This window comes from Microbacterium sp. SW12 (genome assembly GCF_055391095.1).
The window spans coordinates 2,933,254-2,951,303 of sequence record NZ_AP024335.1 but is presented as its reverse complement, the minus strand read 5'-3'; the positions used below and the strand labels follow the sequence as shown (position 1 = coordinate 2,951,303).

General features: G+C 66.7%; 22 protein-coding genes. 9 read left to right on the top strand and 13 right to left on the bottom strand.

Annotated elements, in window-relative coordinates:
- Positions 1–73 precede the first annotated feature (73 nt).
- The 4 genes from MICSW_RS14980 to MICSW_RS14965 all read right to left on the bottom strand — a co-directional run bounded on the left by MICSW_RS14980 (position 74) and on the right by MICSW_RS14965 (position 4,491).
- Positions 74–412 carry a hypothetical protein gene (locus MICSW_RS14980; RefSeq protein ID WP_464496413.1) on the bottom strand — a complete coding sequence of 113 codons (339 nt, stop codon included), beginning with the start codon at positions 410–412 and terminating at the stop codon, positions 74–76.
- A gap of 333 nt (positions 413–745) precedes the next feature.
- Complete coding sequence (locus MICSW_RS14975; protein ID WP_464496412.1) at positions 746–1,462, bottom strand: class II aldolase/adducin family protein; 717 nt, start codon at positions 1,460–1,462, stop codon at positions 746–748.
- 95 nt (positions 1,463–1,557) lie between these two features.
- Positions 1,558–2,763, bottom strand: coding sequence for a thiamine pyrophosphate-dependent enzyme (locus MICSW_RS14970; RefSeq protein WP_062633824.1), 1,206 nt, complete (start codon positions 2,761–2,763; stop codon positions 1,558–1,560).
- A 273-nt stretch (positions 2,764–3,036) separates the two neighbouring features.
- Positions 3,037–4,491, bottom strand: a complete 1,455-nt coding sequence (locus MICSW_RS14965) for an aldehyde dehydrogenase family protein (RefSeq protein WP_062633835.1) — start codon at positions 4,489–4,491, stop codon at positions 3,037–3,039.
- A gap of 265 nt (positions 4,492–4,756) precedes the next feature.
- On the opposite strand from MICSW_RS14965, the gene MICSW_RS14960 reads away from it, so the two are divergent.
- From MICSW_RS14960 to MICSW_RS14935, 6 genes are read left to right on the top strand one after another with little or no spacing between them, the layout of a single operon-like run.
- Complete coding sequence (locus tag MICSW_RS14960; protein ID WP_228164524.1) at positions 4,757–6,199, top strand: Rieske 2Fe-2S domain-containing protein; 1,443 nt, start codon at positions 4,757–4,759, stop codon at positions 6,197–6,199.
- On the top strand, positions 6,196–6,786 hold the full coding sequence (locus MICSW_RS14955; RefSeq protein WP_062633826.1) for a 3-phenylpropionate/cinnamic acid dioxygenase subunit beta: 591 nt from the start codon (positions 6,196–6,198) through the stop codon (positions 6,784–6,786). Before MICSW_RS14960 ends, MICSW_RS14955 begins: the two co-directional genes overlap by 4 nt.
- Positions 6,783–7,127, top strand: coding sequence for a hypothetical protein (locus MICSW_RS14950; protein WP_062633828.1), 345 nt, complete (start codon positions 6,783–6,785; stop codon positions 7,125–7,127). The genes MICSW_RS14955 and MICSW_RS14950 overlap by 4 nt, the downstream gene beginning before the upstream one ends.
- Positions 7,108–7,302, top strand: coding sequence for a ferredoxin (locus MICSW_RS14945; protein ID WP_062633830.1), 195 nt, complete (start codon positions 7,108–7,110; stop codon positions 7,300–7,302). The genes MICSW_RS14950 and MICSW_RS14945 overlap by 20 nt, the downstream gene beginning before the upstream one ends.
- A 10-nt stretch (positions 7,303–7,312) precedes the next feature.
- Positions 7,313–8,551, top strand: a complete 1,239-nt coding sequence (locus tag MICSW_RS14940; RefSeq protein WP_062633832.1) for an NAD(P)/FAD-dependent oxidoreductase — start codon at positions 7,313–7,315, stop codon at positions 8,549–8,551.
- A complete protein-coding gene (locus MICSW_RS14935; RefSeq protein WP_005050739.1) occupies positions 8,548–9,387 on the top strand; it encodes an aldo/keto reductase in 840 nt (279 codons plus the stop codon). Before MICSW_RS14940 ends, MICSW_RS14935 begins: the two co-directional genes overlap by 4 nt.
- Before the next feature lie 99 nt (positions 9,388–9,486).
- Here MICSW_RS14935 and MICSW_RS14930 read toward each other — a convergent pair whose 3' ends face one another.
- Together MICSW_RS14930 and MICSW_RS14925 are read right to left on the bottom strand one after the other, a co-directional pair.
- Complete coding sequence (locus MICSW_RS14930; RefSeq protein WP_039712028.1) at positions 9,487–10,269, bottom strand: IclR family transcriptional regulator; 783 nt, start codon at positions 10,267–10,269, stop codon at positions 9,487–9,489.
- 180 nt (positions 10,270–10,449) lie between these two features.
- Positions 10,450–10,815 (bottom strand): hypothetical protein, encoded by a 366-nt coding sequence (locus MICSW_RS14925; protein WP_135012837.1) that lies wholly within the window; start codon positions 10,813–10,815, stop codon positions 10,450–10,452.
- A 351-nt stretch (positions 10,816–11,166) separates the two neighbouring features.
- Here MICSW_RS14925 and MICSW_RS14920 point away from each other — a divergent pair, with 351 nt between their 5' ends.
- The gene (locus tag MICSW_RS14920) at positions 11,167–11,721 is read left to right on the top strand and encodes a putative antibiotic biosynthesis monooxygenase (RefSeq protein WP_005050743.1); all 555 of its coding nucleotides are present in this window, start codon (positions 11,167–11,169) and stop codon (positions 11,719–11,721) included.
- On the opposite strand, the gene MICSW_RS14915 is transcribed toward MICSW_RS14920, so the two are convergent.
- Both MICSW_RS14915 and MICSW_RS14910 read right to left on the bottom strand, forming a co-directional pair.
- Complete coding sequence (locus MICSW_RS14915; RefSeq protein ID WP_005050745.1) at positions 11,642–12,049, bottom strand: AMP-binding enzyme; 408 nt, start codon at positions 12,047–12,049, stop codon at positions 11,642–11,644. The two genes, MICSW_RS14920 and MICSW_RS14915, sit on opposite strands and share 80 nt — an antisense overlap.
- 159 nt (positions 12,050–12,208) lie before the next feature.
- Positions 12,209–12,433 carry a hypothetical protein gene (locus MICSW_RS14910; protein ID WP_039712023.1) on the bottom strand — a complete coding sequence of 75 codons (225 nt, stop codon included), beginning with the start codon at positions 12,431–12,433 and terminating at the stop codon, positions 12,209–12,211.
- On the opposite strand from MICSW_RS14910, the gene MICSW_RS14905 reads away from it, so the two are divergent.
- The gene (locus MICSW_RS14905) at positions 12,420–13,580 is read left to right on the top strand and encodes an Eco57I restriction-modification methylase domain-containing protein (protein WP_464496411.1); all 1,161 of its coding nucleotides are present in this window, start codon (positions 12,420–12,422) and stop codon (positions 13,578–13,580) included. The two genes, MICSW_RS14910 and MICSW_RS14905, sit on opposite strands and share 14 nt — an antisense overlap.
- A 194-nt stretch (positions 13,581–13,774) precedes the next feature.
- On the opposite strand, the gene MICSW_RS14900 is transcribed toward MICSW_RS14905, so the two are convergent.
- The 5 genes from MICSW_RS14900 to MICSW_RS14880 form a co-directional block, all read right to left on the bottom strand.
- Positions 13,775–14,200 carry a hypothetical protein gene (locus tag MICSW_RS14900; protein ID WP_005050749.1) on the bottom strand — a complete coding sequence of 142 codons (426 nt, stop codon included), beginning with the start codon at positions 14,198–14,200 and terminating at the stop codon, positions 13,775–13,777.
- A gap of 35 nt (positions 14,201–14,235) precedes the next feature.
- Entirely contained in the window at positions 14,236–14,637 is a 402-nt protein-coding gene (locus MICSW_RS14895; protein WP_005050751.1) for a hypothetical protein, read from the bottom strand.
- On the bottom strand, positions 14,634–15,458 hold the full coding sequence (locus MICSW_RS14890) for a hypothetical protein (protein ID WP_047801722.1): 825 nt from the start codon (positions 15,456–15,458) through the stop codon (positions 14,634–14,636). The genes MICSW_RS14895 and MICSW_RS14890 overlap by 4 nt, the downstream gene beginning before the upstream one ends.
- Positions 15,458–17,086, bottom strand: coding sequence for a hypothetical protein (locus MICSW_RS14885; protein ID WP_005050756.1), 1,629 nt, complete (start codon positions 17,084–17,086; stop codon positions 15,458–15,460). The genes MICSW_RS14890 and MICSW_RS14885 overlap by 1 nt, the downstream gene beginning before the upstream one ends.
- A 100-nt stretch (positions 17,087–17,186) precedes the next feature.
- Positions 17,187–17,423: a hypothetical protein gene (locus tag MICSW_RS14880; RefSeq protein ID WP_464496410.1), complete on the bottom strand. Its 237-nt coding sequence runs from the start codon at positions 17,421–17,423 to the stop codon at positions 17,187–17,189.
- Between the two features lie 93 nt (positions 17,424–17,516).
- On the opposite strand from MICSW_RS14880, the gene MICSW_RS14875 reads away from it, so the two are divergent.
- Positions 17,517–18,050, top strand: coding sequence for a helix-turn-helix transcriptional regulator (locus MICSW_RS14875; protein ID WP_005050761.1), 534 nt, complete (start codon positions 17,517–17,519; stop codon positions 18,048–18,050).

Here is an 18,050-nt window from a genome sequence, read left to right as displayed (position 1 = left end):
GGATGTCCAGAAATCGGGTGCGTCTAGGGATGCAGTCGTCGATGTTGAGAGCAAACAGATCTAGGCGTCTGTATCAACTCTGATCCCAGGCCTCGACGAGGTACCACGTGTCGTTGGACAGAGCGGCGATGGCACTCACGCCAGCGGTTGAGAAGTTGGACTTGATCTCCTCACCACGGGCGTGAAAGAGGTACGGGTAGCCGCCATCGTGGAGCAGTTCCACCCGCCTGTCCTCGGAGGCACTCAACAGTTTGTCGACCCAGGTCCGATATGGAACGTACGCAACACGGCGGGACAGGAGCGTGCCGAGGTAGCTCATCCGCTCCTCATAAGCGATCTCGCCGACCCGACGAAGGTCATCCCCGCTCACCCCGGAGCGCACCTCATGCACGTGCGCGTCATACCCGAGCATCAGTCGTTCCCCTCGCTCCTCAGCCCAAACGTATCTGGCTTGATGCGTTCGAGGCGAGATGGAGCGAAATGTCCATATGGACACGTGGTGGACATTTCATCTGCGAAATGGACAACTTCAAGAAAAACCTACACCGGCCCGTCAAATGTCCGACCCCCCCTACTACTGTTGTGTGTGTCAGATACACAACATGGCGCGAGCCGTTAGGCGCGGGCGGCGTGTGCCGGCATGCCGGACCGCCCCACCAGGGGCGAACGGCCGGCTTCGCCGACGCGATGACGCGCCGGCCGCGAGCGGGCGGATTTGCTCAGCGCGCCTGGAGGAGGCGCGCTTTCAGACGCTCTCCCCGCGCCTGGCGTTGGCTCTCCAGATCTCCCAGGCCCTCGTGAGCTGCCCGTTGTTGGATTCCGCGGCCGCGGCGCCCTCTTCTGCGGTGAGGGCGGTGTAGCCGTCGAGCTGACCGGCCGTCACCTGTGCTCGGGCGTTGAGGTCCGCGTAGACCGCGCGGGCGACCGCCTGCGGGATCGAGTCGCCCACGGCGACGAATCCGTGTCCTCGCATGAGTGCGACCGCCGCGCCCCCGAGGGTCGCAGCAAGGTCCGCGCCGAGCGAACCGCTGCGGATCAGCAGGTCGCTGGAGGACCCGACGCTGTCACGGATCTCGAAGACCGGGACCGCTTCGCCGAGGAAGCCCGCCATGTGCCACACCGCCTGCAGAGGCGTCCTGGAGATGCTGAAGGGCACCATCGACGCGGAGTGGCTGTGGACAACGGCCTGGACATCGGCGCGTGCCCGGTAGATCTCGCCGTGGATGAATCGTTCGAGATAGCTCGGTCTGTCGTCCGCGGTCGTCCCGTCCAATCCGATCACCTGAATGTCGTCGGGCGTGACGAGGCCGGGGGCCAGGTTTCTGGAGATGAGGAACCTGCTCGGGTCGTCGGGGTCACGGACGCTCACGTGGCCGAAAGCATCGAGGATGCCGTGGCGGACGAGAATGCGATTCGCATCGACGAGATCCTCTCGAACCCCTAGTCGATCACCAGTTGACATCCTTCATCGCTCCCTACTGCAGACGTACGTGTCGCTGTCAGCCCGAACACGCGGCTCACTCACCGTATACGGCGCTGTCACTCCTGCTCGACATCTCACGCGAACGCCTGCCCGAAGACCCGGACATCGCCCATCGCAGACGCGACCTGGATCAGCGTCGGCCCATCCTCGGCGAACGCGGCGGCGAACGCGCTCTCGAGCTCCTCCGGGTTGGACGCCCGCCAAGACTTCAGTCCCAGGCTTCGGGCGTACGATGCGTGGTCGATCGGGGGCCGGAAGGTCCAGCGCATCGCATCCTCTGCGCCGGGCTCTCCGAGCGAGCTGCCCATCGCTCCCGTCACGGTCGCGACGTCCCGCCAGCCCCCGTTGTCGAGGACGAGGTAGACGACCGGAACGTCGTACGCGGCAGCGGTGTGGATCGCTGTGGAGTTGAACATGAACCCGCCATCGCCGAGGACGGCGATCACTCGACGATCGGGACGAGCCATCTGGATGCCGACCGCCGCCGGCGCGCCCCAACCCTGAGCACTCGCCTTCCCCGAGAGGCCGAAATACGTCCACGGTGCGCCATAGTCGACGAGTGTGTCGATGAAGCCCTCCGCGGATCCGCACTGGTTGACGACGATCGTCTCGGAGCCGCCGAGGCGATGGATGAGGTCCGCGATGTGGGCCGCCGATACCGCGCCATCAGCCTCGCCGAGCAGGCGCGACCGCAAGGCTTCGCGGCCCGCTTCCCAGCGCTCTCTGAGCCCTCGCACCCGCCCGCCCGAGCTCACGGGTACCGCTCCGCCTTCAGCGAGGCGATCGGCGACCGCATCGAGCAGGCGCCCGGGGTGGCTGAGGATGCCGACCTGACCTGCGTACTGCCGGCGCAGAGCGAGCGGGTCCACGGTGACCTGCACCACGAGGCTGTCACCGAAATCCGGCAGGGGCATCGCCAGCCCCTCGGTGAGCTCGGCGCCGAGGAGGACGACGACGTCTGCGCCCTCCAGTGCAGGGCTCGATGCGGTCAGCTTGCCGACGTACCTCGGATTGGTGTTCGGGAAGGCGAGGTCGGCGCCCTTGATCTCCCCGAGCACGGACGCGTCCACCAGGTCGGAGAGCCTTTCCAGCGCGGCAATCGCACCGTACCGCGCGACCTCTGTCCCCACCACGATGACCGGACTGGCCGCCGTCCTGAGAATCTGGGCGAGACGCTCTACCGCATCCGGATCGAGCGCCTCATGCAGATACTCGGTCACCGGTCCCGGGGTGAACTCGATCTCCTCTTCCAGAAAGTCCATCGGAATGCCGAGGTGCACCGGACCGTAGGGAGGGGTGGAAGCGATCTGGAACGCTCGCTCGAGGAACTCCGGAAGCCGCTCCGCCCGGGGGATCTCAGCCGACCACTTCGTGTACTGCTGTGTCGCCTCTGTGATGGCCCGGGGAACGTTTTCGGCGCCCAGGCATCCCTGCAGGCGGCCTTCGCCTCGACGGGGTTTGCCCGAGGCTGACGGGAACAGCGCCTCCCAGCACCGCCGGCATGGATCGCGCCGCGCTTGCTGCGACGACGTACAGCGCGCAGCGCTGCCCCCCTACGAGAGCAGAACGGTCACGGTCTTCGTCTCGGTGTACGAGATCAGTTCGTCGAGGGACTCCTCGCGGCCGATCCCCGAAGCCTTCACCCCTCCGAACGGCAGTCCCCAGAAGTGCCGGCTGCCACTGTTGACGAGGATGTAGCCGGCCTCGATCTGCCGGGCGACGACGTGGGCGCGCGTGACGTCGCGCGTCCAGATGCTCGAGGTGAGCCCGTACTGGACGCCGTTGGCGATCCGTACGGCCTCCTCGTCGGCGTCGAAGGTGGTGACGGAGAGGACGGGGCCGAAGATCTCGTTCTGCTCGACGAACGACCCGGGGCTGACACCGGTGAGCAGCGTCGGCTCGACGAACCACCCCTCATCGAGGCCGGCGGGACGGCCGCCGCCCGTCGCCACGGTGGCACCCGCCTTCCTGCCTTCGGCGATGGCGCTGATGGACTTCTGGAACTGTGCCTCCGACACGAGCGGGCCCATGTCCACGGACGGGTCCAGCGGGTCTCCCACCCGGATCGCGGCCATGCGCTCGGCGACCCGGCCGATCACTTCGTCGGCCACCGAGGAGTGCACGAGCAGGCGGCTCGTCGAGCCGCAGCTCTGTCCGGCGACCCACGTGAAGTTCATACCCGCGACGGCACCGGCCGCAGCCGCCTCCAAATCGGCGTCGGCGAAGACGATCTGAGCGTTCTTTCCGCCCAGTTCGAGCGACACGTGCTTGACTCCGGTCTCGGCTGCATCCCGCTGGATCGATTGCCCCGTCGCGGTGGACCCGATGAAACCGATCCGGCGGACCTCGGGATGACGCACCAGCGCGCGTCCGGTCACCGCGCCGCGACCGCTGACGGTGATCAACAGATTGTCCGGGAGGATCCCGACCGCGAGCTCGGCCAGGCGCAACGAAGACAGCGGCGTCTGGTCCGGGGCCTTGAGGACCACGGCGTTGCCGGCGACGAGGGGCGCGGCGACCTTCGCCGCCGCGAAGAAGAAGGGATGGTTGAACGCACCGATACGCGCGACCACTCCGTAGGGCACCTGCATGGTGTAGTGGAGGTTCGTGCTCACCGGAATCGTCCGGCCACCGAGGTCGAGCGCCATGTCGGCGAAGATCTCCATGAGTTCCGCCGCCGCGTCCACATCGCCCCTCATCATCGAGAGGGTGAACCCGCCGTCCAGTGCGTCGAGAGTGGCGAGCTCCTCACGGTGCTCTCGGATCGTCGCAGCGAGTTGCCGGATCACGGCGGCCCGGGCTCGGGGCGGCATCGCGCCCCAGGCCGGCTGCGCAGCCTGCGCCGCCGCCACCGCGCGCCCGACCTCCTCCTCGGAGAGGTCGGGGGCGGAGGTCAGGGGACGCCCGGTCGTGGGGTTCTCGACCTCGTAGCGCGCGGCACTGGCCCACGGCTTGCCATCGAGAGTGACGGTCCATTCCCGGTCTGCGACATCGGTCGACGGGCTCATCATTGACTCCTCGTTTCCAGCAGAAGCGGTTTCTGTGTTCCAGAGGAGCATGCCCACCCTCTGGGACGGGAGGATGGTCCTCGCAGCCGCGACGCATCGCCTCCTCCTCCGAGCGCGGCCGCGAAGGCCTTCCTCGGGCCCACTTGACGTAAGGCGCGCGTGTGTGGCAGAATCAATTTCTGCACATCAGAAACTATGCCTCGGCCTGCTACGACGTGCGACGTCGGAGCGGTGTCGAAGCATTACACTACGGATAGGCGCGACGATGAGCACTTCCAGCATGACGATCTACGACGAGATCCGTCGCGGAATGATACCGGCGTACATCTACAACGACGCGGAGATCTTCGCGCGCGAACGAAAGAACCTTTTCAGCCGCGCCTGGCTGTTCGTGGGCCACGAGTCCGAGATTCCTCAGGCCGGCGACTACGTCGTCCGGCGAATACTCGACGACTCGTTCATCATCGTCCGCGACGAGAAGGGTGAGATCCGCGCCCACTTCAACATGTGCCTGCATCGCGGCATGCAGGTCTGCCGGGCCGAGATGGGGAACGCCTCGCACTTCCGCTGCCCGTACCACGGGTGGTCCTACCGCAACGACGGACGCATCGTCGGACTCCCCTTCCACGAGGAGGCCTACGGCGGCGAGGCCGGGTTCAGCCGAAAGGGCGCACGGCTCCTGCCGGCGCCGAACCTCGGTATGTACAACGGCCTGATCTTCATCAGCATGGACCCGGATGCGCCGAGCCTCGAGGACTACATCGGCGACTTCAAGTTCTATCTCGACTACTACACCCGGCAGAGCCCCAGCGGCATCGAGCTCCGGGGCCCGCAGCGGTGGCGCGTCAAGGCGAACTGGAAGATCGGCGCCGAGAACTTCGCCGGCGACATGTACCACACGCCCCAGACGCACACCTCGGTCGTCGAGATCGGGCTGTTCCGCGAGCCGAAGGCCGAGAAGCGCAAGGACGGCAACACATACTGGGCCGGCAACGGAGGCGGCACGACCTACAAGCTCCCGCCGGGCACGCTCGAGGAGCGGCTGCGGTACGTCGGCTACCCGGACGAGATGGTCGAGCGGATGAAGGCGACCTGGTCTCAGGAGCAGCTCGATGTCATCGGCCGCGACGGGTTCATGATCTCCGCGGCCTCGCTCTTCCCGAACATGTCCTTCGTCCACAACTGGCCCAAGGTCGAGGAGGGTTCGGACGAGGACGTGCTCCCGTTCATCTCCATCCGGACGTGGCTTCCGATCAGCGAGGACGAGACCGAGGTGTACTCCTGGTTCGCGGTCGACGCTGAGGCTCCGGAGGAGTTCAAGGCACTGTCGTACAAGGCCTACCTGATGTGCTTCGGGTCGACGGGCATGTTCGAGCAGGACGACGTGGAGAACTGGGTCTCGCTCACGAACACGGCGAAGGGATCAATGGCGCGGCGCCTGCTCCTGAACAGCCGCATGGGCATCCTCAAGGATGGATCGCCGGTCGTCGAGCCGCTCGGCCCCGACCAGTTCGCCGGCCCCGGCGTCGCGCACGTGGGCTACGGCGAGTACAACCAGCGCCATCTGCTCCACCGCTGGGCGGACTACCTGGAGTCGGAGTACGAGGGCGTCGACTTCCGTGCCCTGTCGATCGGCGGCGAGCCGCCACTGGATGTCGAGCCCCGACCTGCGGGCATCACGAACAATGGTCAGAAGGTGGTCCGATGATCGAGGAGACCGGCAAGGCAGTTTCCGAAGTCTCCCGGCTTCGCAAGTCGTCAACCCTCGCCGACCGGGTGGGCTCGTCCCTGCCCTTCACGAGCGAGCTGCACGCCACGATCCATCGCTGGCTCGTCGAAGAGGCCTACACTCTCGACCAGCAGCGGTATGAGAGCTGGCTGGACATGCTGACGGAAGACATCCACTACGTCATGCCCGTCCGCGTGACCACCGCACTCGGCACGCCCTTCAGCACGTCCCCCGGGATGGCGCACTGGGACGAGAACAAGTACTCGCTCAGCCGGCGCGTCGCACGGTTCCTTACCGAGCATGCCTGGACCGAGGACCCTCCGTCCCGGCTGCGTCACTTCGTGACCAACGTGCGGGTGTTCGAGACCGACGTGCCCGGCGAGGTGCTCGCCGACTCCGCGATGCTGCTGTTCCGCAGCCGAGGAGACGTGAACGAGCCGTCGATCATCTCCGCCCACCGGGAGGATGTGTTCCGTGACGTCGGAGGCGAGTACAAGCTCGCGCGCCGCGTCATCCTCGTCGACGAGTCGGTGCTGCGCACCCAGAACCTGGCGATCTTCCTGTGACCCTGGAGTGGGAAGGCGCCGACGTCGATCGGGCCGCCGCGATCGCCGCCGCCGAGGAGCGCGCACGTTTGGTCGCGCGCACCGTCGGCGAGCCGCTCACGATCGCCAACGAGTTCTCTGAGATCACGGTGAGCCGGGTCGAGACCCGCAACGGGACGCGTCTGCTCATCGACTCTCCGAAATCCGGACAATGGATCGCACTCGACCCGCTCGAGCTGGAGGCGCTCACCTGGCAGACCGTCCAGACGTTCTCAGCGATGATCGGGTCGCCGTACGCGCCCATGTTCCCCGACCCCGACCCATCATCAACGAGGAATGACCATGGCCACGGTGAAGGCTGACCTCTCCCTCTGCCAGGGCTACGCGAACTGCGTCGTGGCCGCGGGAGACTACTTCGACATCGACGACGACGGCAAGGTCGTGCTCTTGCAGCTCGAGGTGCCGGACGCGGAGCGCACTCGCGTCGAGGAAGCCGCCCGAAGCTGCCCGGTCTCGGCGCTGTCTGTCGAGGGTTGAGCCGATTCGCATGTCTCACGTCGTCGTCGTCGGTGCTTCCGTCGCCGGAGTCAAGCTCGTACAGAATCTTCGTTCGGAGGGGTTCACCGGCGCGATCACGCTGGTGGACCAGGAGAGCCATCCCCTCTACGACCGTCCCCCGCTGTCGAAGAAGTACCTCAGCGGCGCCGCATCCGACCCGGAGATCGCGCTGACGACGGCGGAAGCGCTCGAAGGCCTGCGGGTCGAGACCCGTTTCGGCGTCGCCGCGACCGAGCTGGATCCTGCCGGCAAGACGCTGACGCTCGCCGACGGCAGCGAGCTGACCTACGACATCCTCGTCATCGCGACGGGTGCCCGAGCTCGCCGAACCCCGTGGGCTTCCACTCCCGGCGTCCACGTGCTGCGTACCCGCGCCGATGCCGACGAGCTGCGCAAGGAGCTCGTTCCGGGCCGCCACCTCGCGGTGGTCGGCGCCGGATTCATCGGCGCCGAGGCGGCCGCCACAGCGCTTGCGGCCGGTGTCAAGGTCACCATCATCGAACCGATCGGTGCTCCGATGGGCCGGGCGATGAATATGGAAGTGGGCGGTATCTTCGCGGAGAAGTACCGCAGGGAGGGTGCTGAGCTACGCTTCGGCGTCTCCGTCGAGAACGTCGAGCGCACGGGTGACCGCGTCCAGGTCACGCTCACCGATGGCGCGACGCTGGATGTCGACGCTGTCCTGCTCGGTATCGGAGCGGTCGTCAACACGGAGTGGCTCGAGTCGTCGGGCCTCGCGCTGGATAACGGTGTCGTCTGCGAAGGCACGCTTGCCGCCGTCGGCGTCTCCCACGTGTATGCGATCGGCGACGTGGCACGATTCATGAACCGACGGCATCCCGACCCGATCCGGTTGGAGCACTGGACGAGCGCGACGGATCAGGCGCTGATTGTCGCGCATAACATCGCTCACCCGGATGACCTGCGCAGCTACGACCCGACGGAGTATGTGTGGAGCGACCAGTACGACTGGAAGATCCAGATCGTCGGGCATACCGGATCTGATCACTGGACGATGGTGGGCGACCCTGCGCAGGACCGCTTCGCCGTCGTGTACGGCGAGAGCCAAGGGCAGGCCGAAGGTGCCGTCATCGTGAACTGGCCGCGTGCCCTCGTCGACGCCCGCCGCTCGGTCGCCTCGCGAGCGAAGGCGGACGAGCTGATACATCGGCTGCGCGCCCTCCTCGAGCCCTCGAGCACGGCTCCGGCGAAGGCGGCCGCCCGATGAGAGCTGACGACACCACCCTCCCCCTCCTGCACGGTCACCGCATCCCGCGAATCGGGGTGGGCACGTGGCCACTCACGGGAGACGAGTGCGCAACGATGGTCGAGAAGGCGGTCGGCTACGGTTACCGCCTGTTCGATACGGCGTACAAGTACGCGAATGAGGAGGCCGTCGGTGCCGGTCTGCGTGCATCGGGCATCCCTCGTGACGAGGTCTTCATCACGAGCAAGTTCAACAAGGAGGACCACAGCGTCGAGGGAGTGCAGCGCGCGTACGACCGATCGCTGAAGACCCTTCGCGTCGACTACCTCGATCTGTTCCTGATCCATTGGCCGGTTCCGGCCCTCGACCGATACGTCGAAGCGTGGAAGGGTCTGGTGAGACTGCTCGAAGAGGGACGAGTGAAGGCGATCGGCGTCTCCAACTTCAAGTCTCACCACCTTCAGCGCGTCGTCGACGCGACCGGTGTCGTCCCCGACGTCGATCAGATCCAGCTCAGCGTCGACATCGCCCGTGTCGAACAGCGCAGCTTCCAGCGCGCTCACGGCATCCTGACCGAGGCGTGGAGCCCGCTCGGACGCGGAGGAGCCCTGCTGTCCGATCCCGCGGTGACCGCGATCGCGTCGAAGTATGACAAGTCGCCCGCACAGGTCCTACTGCGCTGGCACATCGAGGAAGGGATCGTTCCCGTCCCGCGCGCCGGCGATGAGAAGCATCTCGCGCAGAACATCGACGTCTTCGATTTCACGCTCAGCTCGGAGGATATGGCGACGCTGAGTGGGCTGGATCAAGGCGAAGAAGCCGCCCGCGACCCGGACGATCCGGCCAACGGGCACTGAGGCCCACGGCGGCGGGTCGGTCGCTCCCGCAGCCACGCTCATCAGCGGCGTGTTCGCGTGCGCAGCGCATCCATGGGCGCTACGACGACCCGGGCCGGTTCACCCCAACAGTTCGGCGAGGCGGATCGCGGCGTCCTGCAGTGACCGCGCTAGGGACTTGACCTTGCCCGGCGGTAACCGCTGCACGGGCGCGGAGGCGTTGATCGCCAGTCGCAGTCCCGACGAGACGTGGACCGGGACCGCGACGCTCGCCACGCCGTCCTCGCTTTCCTGCCGATTCACGGCATAACCGTCCAGTCGTGTCCGAACCAGTTCGGCGACGAGTTCGTCTCGGGAACGTATGGAGTTCGGTGTGACGATCTCGAGCTGCTCGTCCGGGTACAGCCGGAAGAGCTGCTCGTCGCTCAGCTCGGCAAGCAGCGCCTTGCCGGTCGAGGTGCAATGCGCCGGCAGGGTCTTGCCCAGTCTCGAAACCACGCGCACGGCCACATCGGGCTCGGCAACGGCGAGGAATCGGACATGGTTGCCCTCGAGCGTGCCCAGGTGGCAGGTCTCACCGAGGGCGGCGCTGAGGTCCTCGAGGATCGGCTGCGCCAGTCTCGGGACATCCATCCTGCGCAGCACCGAGAAGGCCACCGTCGTCAGCGCCGGGCCAGGGCCGTAAGCCTTGGTCACCGGGTTCTGCCGCACGAAGCCGCGCCATGCCAGCATCGCGAGAAGTCGGTGCGCGGTCGAGGTCGCCACCCCGAGGAGGGCACCGGCGTCCGTGAGCCGCAGCTCGTGCTCCTCACCCAGCAGCAGGATCAGCTTCAGCGCGTTGTCGACCGACTCGATCGGATACTGGGGTGGATCGCCCGGCGACCCGAGCTGTCGATTCTGCACGGCAGAAAGCTTACTTGCAACGTGGGCGCGCTCCTCCTGCACCGCGCGCTCCGATGCCGACCCGACAGGCGGGAGGATCGTCTCCGCGGTGCCACTGCAGCCCGTGCCACCCCACGCCGCCCGCGTGGCTCCCTGTGACGGCCCCGACGGCCCAGGCGCTCTACGGTCGGAGCAGGACCTTCAGGCTGCTGGACGCGTCGCGGGACTGCTCGAAGGCGGCGGCGGCATCGTCGAAGGCGAACTCGTGGGTCGCCAGCGGCGACAGATCGATCCCCTGGGCGTCGGACGCCTGACGATCGACTCGAGGACGGCCTCGTACTCGCGATGAGCGATGGCGAACGACTGCGGGTGCCACAACTGATAGATGTGTAAGCAGCGTTCCGGGTAGGAGTCCACTACCCGCCCCAACGGGATGTCTGCACGCGCGACGCAGCAGCGGAGGAACGCGTGGTGCGCCACCAGCCAGGCGTCCATGTCACCGACTGCCAGCGCCGCATCCATTAGCGTCCCGTACTCGCGCGAAGCGCCGATCTCGGAGCGCAGCATCCGTCCACCGTCCGGCGCGCGCCTAAGGACTCCAGCTGAAGCCGGACACCGTAGAGCTGGTCGACCTCTTCTACGTCCGGGTGATACACCGTCGCTCGGCGATGGTATCGGCCTCGTTTGAGCCTTTCTTCCCGCAGCAAGCGAAACGCCTCGTGCAAATGACCTCCCCGTCGATCCAGGTCTTTCAACTTTCCATCCTGCGTGAGGCGGCAGTGGCGGTGACACTCCACTGCTCGGAAGAGCACTATTTCGCGCTATTGATCCGGACCCCGATGGTCGGAAGCTGTTCAGTGCCGCGTCATCGGCGCAATACGCTGGGAGACGGGGCTTCCTCTGCCCCGGGAGGACACCATGCAACCAGATAACCTCACGGTCACGGCTCGGGTGGCGCGCACAGCCGTCCCCGGGCGGCTGGACGATCTCACCGAGTGGGCGCATGGTTTCACCGGCCGGGCCCAGTCGTTCCCCGGCTACCGGGAGTCGAAGGTCCGAGTCTCGGAACGGCACCGGCGCCAGGTTGTCGTCGAGATCACGTTCGCTTCCCCCCATGACCTCATCCGGTGGGAGGACAGTAAGGAGCGGCAGGCGCACCTGCAACAGGCCGTGCCGCTCACGATCGGGCAGGCCCGTCCACTGACTCCGGACGCCCTCACCGGTGCAATCCCGACGGCCGGTCCCGCGCGCCCGCGGTGGTGGACGGCGATTTTAGTGTGGATCGCGCTGGTACCGCCTGCCATGTTCAACGCCTACTTCATCGCTCCGCTCCTGACCGGCCTGCCGCCGTACCTCCAGATCCTATGTACGACGCCACTGACCGTCGCGTGCGTCATCTGGGTGATGTTGCCTCTATTGCACGCGCTCGAGGAGAGCATCCGCCACTGGCTCGCGTGGCGGCGCGGGCGCTGAGCGTCTGCCCCATTAGGCGCTGTCGCGGCGGGCAAAGCCCTCTCCGCTCCCTCTTGTCAATCTTGCCTACCTTGGTGAGGGGCATGTCGTCGACGGCGATCAGCCGCTCGGGGTGCTTATGCTTAGCCACCCCGGCGGACTCCATGGCGGCGCGGATCCGTTCGAGCCCGAGCGGGCCGCCCTCCTTGAGACTCACGTAGACGCATACCCGCTCGCTGAACACGGGGTCGAGCATCGCGACGGCGGCCGCTAGATCGAAGCTGTCATAGCGGTAGACGAGGTCCTCCACCTCTTCGCACGAAATCTTCTCGCTGCCTCGGTTGATCATGTCGAGATGTAGCCATCCTCGGTGAAGGACCGCGCGTTCGTCTCAGGTGCGCGGTAGCATCCGCGCGGGGTGTAGCGGATCGGTTTCCTGCTCGAGCATAGATCGACGGCTCATCAGATGCCTCCAGAGTTCTTTTCGTCGGTTATGTCGGTGTGGTGATCAGCGGCGGCGCTGGCGCTTGCCGCCCCAGAACGCGCGGACTGCCATGGTGATCGCTTCGTCTTTGGTGAGGCGATCACCACGGGCCGCGGCTTCGTCGCGTGCCTGGTTGATGTACTCGAAGACGTCCGGAGGTAGTCGGAAGGTCGCGGGGTGTTTTTCGATGCGCTGGACATTGTACGGGCCGCGCTTCTTGCCGGTGCGGGGCGACGTGTCACACCCCAATCAGGGCGGCTTCGACGTCGTCATCGGCAACCCACCCTACGTCAACCGGCGCGAGCTCAGCTACCGCATCACCGGCTTCGAGACAGACAACGTCGACGACATCTACGCCTCCTGCTGCGAGCGCTCGGCGCAGATCACGCGCCCGGATGGCCGGCTCAGCCTGATCGTTCCCATCCGCAGCCAGTTCGCCGATCGCGACGAGTCACTGCGGAAGTTCTACGAGCGGCGGTTCGATGCGATCTGGGTGAGCACCTTCCAGGAACGCCCGGCTGCCCTGTTCCAGGTGAAGGTGCGCAGCACGATCATCACCGCCGCCGGGTATGGCAGCGTCTCCGAGCTGCACACGACGCTCACCCACAGCTGGATCGAGGCGTTCCGTCCGCATCTGATGGCGACACTGCGGTATTCGCTTCGGCCCGCCGGCTCGCGGACCCCGAACTGGATGCGCGCCAGCAGCGACGCGATGTTCGAGCTGATCGACACGCTGCTTGCGAAGGGCACGATCTCCTCGACGCCGCTTGTCCGTGTGAGCGACTACTCCGTCGGTTTCAAGAAGACCGCCACGTACTTCCTGAGCACGTACACGGTGCCGCCGGTCACCTACGACAAGACCACGCACGCCACGGTGCCCCTCAACGAGGGGAAGCTGTTCGTTCAGAACCGGAAGGACCAGCTCGCGGCCAGCGCGATCGCGGCGTCGCGGCTGGCGTTCCTGTGGTGGACGTTCACGGGCGACTGCTTCAACGTCACCAAGGGCACGATGTCGCAGATCCCATTCTCCCCGCACGCTTACGGGCAGGACACGTTCGATGCTCTGGTGGAGCTCGGCGAGAGGATCGAGGAGGCGCTGCCGGGCCGTGCGCTCCTGGGATCTCAACTCCGGGAAGTACGTGGGCGGGTACGCGATCCCCGAACTGCGTCATCTCACCGGTCAGGCCGACGAGATCATGCTGGAGGCGATCGGCCGCATCGATCTGCTGCCGGAGATCCAGTACGCCCACGCCCGGATGTACAAGAGCACCGGGATTTCCGCGACGACACTGCGAAAGTTGCCGTTCGAGGTCGAGGTGTGACGCGCGACATCCGCACGGGTCCTTTGCCCTCGAGCGACTGCGATCGTTCGTCCGGGTCAGGATCCTCTGAGTGATGGATATGACAGGTAGGCGCTACCGGATGAGTTGACCCATCTCCCAGTCGCCGAGAGGGATCGTCCGACAAGTTCTGTCAGCGGTCCAAGCGGGACGGTGGCGGTCAGGTTGATCATCGCCGCACAGCATAGAACGCGTTCTCGAACTCGATGGGCGGGACGACACACCGACAGCGGTGGGGTGCCTACCCTTCTCAGGCGGAGTCACGGAGCGAGGTGACAAGCTCCGCGGGGAGGGCAAAGACCTTCTCGAGCAACGGGAGAAGGTCCCGGACTGCCTCGAGGTGCTGCTCTTCGGTCAGATCGTCGATCGCCGGAGGCTCGTCGCCAGTCCAGCCGATCGCTTCCGCCACGATCGTCAGGGACCAGGAGTCCCACCTGAGCCGCCCCTCGGATCGCAGCTGCTCCCGGAACTGACCGAGCACGCCCACGGGCTGAAACGCATTGCGATCGCGCGCGAGCTCGTCGCGAACGTACAACATCGCCGTTTCGAAACCGAGCAGGAACGTGTGCACTCGCTCGAACGTGACGGGCTGCCCGATATACATTCCGGATCGCTTCACGAATGCCTCGGCGATCGAGTAGACCGGCAACTCGGCCGGCCCGTTAGTTTCACTCATCTCGACTTCCCTGCCAGCAGCTCAGGAGACGGTCATTACCCGCGGCGCCGTTTGCGGCCCCAGTAGGCGCGAAGCGCAACGGTGACGATCTCGTCCTTGGTGAGGCGGTCGCCGCGGCTGGCTGCATCCTGCTTGGCCCAGTCCATCAGTTCAAGCGCGTCGTCGGGGAGACGGATCGAGACGGGCTTCTTCTGGACGTAGACGACGTTGTAGGGCCCCCGCTTCTTCTTCGCCGGCGGTGGCGTCTCCGCCTCGGCCGACTCAGGAGGCGTCGCGCTCGCCGCTGCCGGCTTCTGGCTTGCGCGAGGTGCGCGTGCGGGTGCTTCGGACGTCGCTGCCTGGTCGACGTCGCTGGTGACTTCCTCAGCGGGGGGCGCGGCCTTGCGTGCGCGGGGCTTCGCTGCAGCTGTGGGCTTCTTCGGGGCGGCCATGGTCACTGACCACCTCCTCGGTTTCCACGGCGGCGAGCGCGGCGCTCCTCGATGCGCCGCTTCTCTTCCATGCTGATGAGCTCCGCCGGCGACAGCGAGCGGGGGCGGCGAGTGCGGCCGCGCTCGGCCTGCCTCTGGTACTCGGTCGTCTTGGCCGTGCTGACGACGTTGAGGGTGACGCCGGTGATGGTGTCGCGGCTGGTGTCGAGGTTCACGTATCGGTTCTTCGACTCTTCGCGGAACCAGCCGAGGGCGTCGCCGCCGTTCTCGTGGATGCGCTTGAGCATCGTCGAGGCGTTGTACGAGTTGACCTCCATCACGCGGCCGTTGGAGAAGGTCAGGTGGGCGGTGATCTGCTTCTGCTTGTCGTGGGACTGGCCCTTGGCGGCGTTGCGGACCTGCTTGATCAGTTCGGCGTTCGCCTGCTCGCGGCCCTTCGCGGTGCGGCCCTTGGGGATGCGCATCTCGATGTACCGGTCGCCCCCGGTGGCGTATGCCACGTCGACGCGCAGCCGACCACCCTGGCGACCCTCAACGTAGGTGCCGCTGAGGTCTTCGGGGATGACGGGCTTGGCGCCGGCCTTGCCTCGCACGGGGGCGATCGAGCCGTCCTTGCGCCGGCGCCGCGGCGGGACGTGGGTGAGGCGTCCGGTGTCAGCGAGCTCCTGGAGCGCCTGGCGGTAGAGGGCGCCGCTGGTTTCGCCGTTGAGGATCTTGCGGACCATTCGAGGCGAGCGGTGCAGCTCCTCGGCGATCTCGGCCGTGCTGATGCCCTTGCGCCGCAGATCGCGGATGAGGTCTTGGGCGGTGCGCTGCTGGTCAGCCATCAGCCCTTCTCCTCTGCCTGCTCGAGCGCCTTGGCGATGCCGGCCCGCTCGGCACGTGCTTTCAGCGCGTCACGCTGCCGCAGCGTCTCCGGCGTGATGAAGGATCCGTTGAGGTAGCCCTGCAGGCGCAGGCGCCCGGTCTTGCCGTCGTCGCCGCCGCCGATGAACCGGTCCGGCAGGGACCACGCCGGCAGCTTGGTCGTGTAGATCGCATCACCCTGGATGCCGATGAGCGTCGAGGGGTCGACCGTGAGAGCACCGGAGGTGTAGCCGCCGAGGGAGCTGGGGCCGTGGAGGACGCGAGCGCGTGCGCGACCCCAGACCTGGGCGGCGAGCTCCGGGTGGTAGAAGCTTCGGGTGCGGTCGTTCGGGCGCGACGGGATGCGATAGATCCAGAGGTTGCCCTGTCGCAGCATCTTGGCCCTGTACTCGGGCGGGACGTCATCGGGCGACGCGGCGACGCGGGTCTCGTCGCGGCCCGCGGCGGCGAATGCACCGATCGAGTGCAGCATGATGTTCCGCAGCGCGGCGAGCACAGCGCGGCGCAGGTCCGGGTGCATCTCGTCCTGCAGCTGGACTCGCTCGCGGGCGCGCGTCATGCGCTCGGTGAAGGTGTCTAGAGGCTTGGCCTTGCGGAACACCACGGCCTCGTGAGGGCGGATCTCCCACCCGTGCTTGAGGGCGACGTGGATCTCGCTGCCGTCGGCCCAGGTGTCGTGCACCGCTCCGGGCCGGTTCGGATAGAACCAGCCTTCGCGAACGTCCAGGTGCTTCACACCGAGCAGGCCAACGTGGTTCCAGCCCTGAGGGACGCGGAACCGCACGTGGAAGCGGGCGCGCGCGTAGGGGTCTTGCTCGAGCAGCTCGTACGCGGCGGCCTGGTTCAGCCGGATCGCGGGGCCGATACCGAGCTCGCGCCCGACGCCGGCGAACATGAACCGGCCGTCGACGTAGGCGAACTCGCTGATCTTCTTCGTCTTGGCCGGGTCGATCAGCGGGACGCAGTCCTCGTGCTTGGCGAACGACTCCCCCGCGACCAGGTGGTCGTAGTGGTGCAGGCCCGAGGTGAAGTGGATCTCCTGGGCGATGTCGTCTTCGACCGGCACGGGGTTGATGTTCTTCGGCAGCGACAGCGCCCACAGGTTCGTTCCGGTGGCGGCAGGGCTGTTGAACAGGCGCGCGTTCTCGTCGGCGTGGCGAATGATCGACGCGGTGACGTTCCAGGCCAGACGAGCCTGGGCAGGGGTCAGCGGCCCGTCGCCGAACCACTCCTCCGCGGTGCGGACTTCGATCTTGAAGCCGGTGACCGCGTGCTCGAACCGACCGGTGGGCGGGCCGTTGTTGACCCAGTGGGCTCCGGGCTTCCAGTTCGGGGTCTGGACGTACAGCCAGTGCCGCACGCCAGGCGCAGGCTCGGGGCGCTTCCCGGTCAGCATGATGCGGTTAGCGCCGTACGAGGCAGCCGTGTCGAGCAGGTCCGTCAGGTTGGGGTTCTTGCGGCGCTCGCCGATGACGGGGCGAACGGGCGTGCCGGCGTCGGTGACGCCTTGCCCGGTGGTCTGGTCGACCCAGATCGTGGGCACGTCCTTCGGCGTCCACGGCTTGGGTCGGTAGTTCAGCTCGTCCATCTCACCCCCTCATTCGTCAGGTTATATTAGTCAAGAGTGCTTGAAAATTGCAATCAGATTTCGCAGTCGACGGGCGCTCCATGAAGGTCTGGCGGGGTCGCTAGGACGCGAGGCGGCCGCCGCAAGAGCGCCCGCGTCCGTGGTAGGACTTCTGCGCCTTCCGCAGCCCTTCCTCGGTCATCCCCAGCAGGAGGGCGATCTCTCGCTGGGTCAGCTCGGCCGCGCGCGCCTCGTCGACGACTTTGCCGCGGCGTTCGCGCAGCTCGTCCGCTTGCGCGAGCTGCTGGCCGATGCGACGGAGCTCCTCACGGATGGCGTCCGCGTCCTTGTTAGCCATGCGCCCCAGCATCCCCAACCAAGTTGGGTCTGGTTGCCGCGGCGCGCCGTAACCGCGAAAGTGGTTATATTCATCCAGCTGAGAGGAGCGCTGATGACCGGACGGCACCTCACCACGGCGGACGTCGCCGAGAAGCTCGGCGTGTCCGTCGTCGCGGTCTACAAGATGCGCTCCATCAGCAACAAGCTGCGCAGAGCCGGCCAGGAGGGTCCTCTGCTCCCCGAGCCGGTTGCCATAGAAGGCAACTCCCCGCTCTACGACGAGGCCGCGATCGACGCATTCGCGCAGGAGCGCGCGCGCAGGGCGCCCTCGCAGCGCGGCCGCCGGCCGCGACTGATGCCGGGACTGGCGCGCGATGCGGCTTTCGCGGAGCGGTTGCGGGCGGCGATCGCGGACGGGGCGGGGGCGCCCGAGGTTCCCACGCAGGCGGCTCTGATCGACCTGCTCGGCTTGAACGTCGTCACGTTCGGTGAGCGGATGCGAGGGCGCACCCGCTGGACCGACGCCGAGCTCGAGGTGATCAGGCGCACCCTCGGTGTCGACACGACGGATGCGAACGAGGTCGTAGACCGCGCTCGCGCGGCCAAGCGTCAGGCGCGCGCGGCGAGATCCCACGCGGGTTCGTAG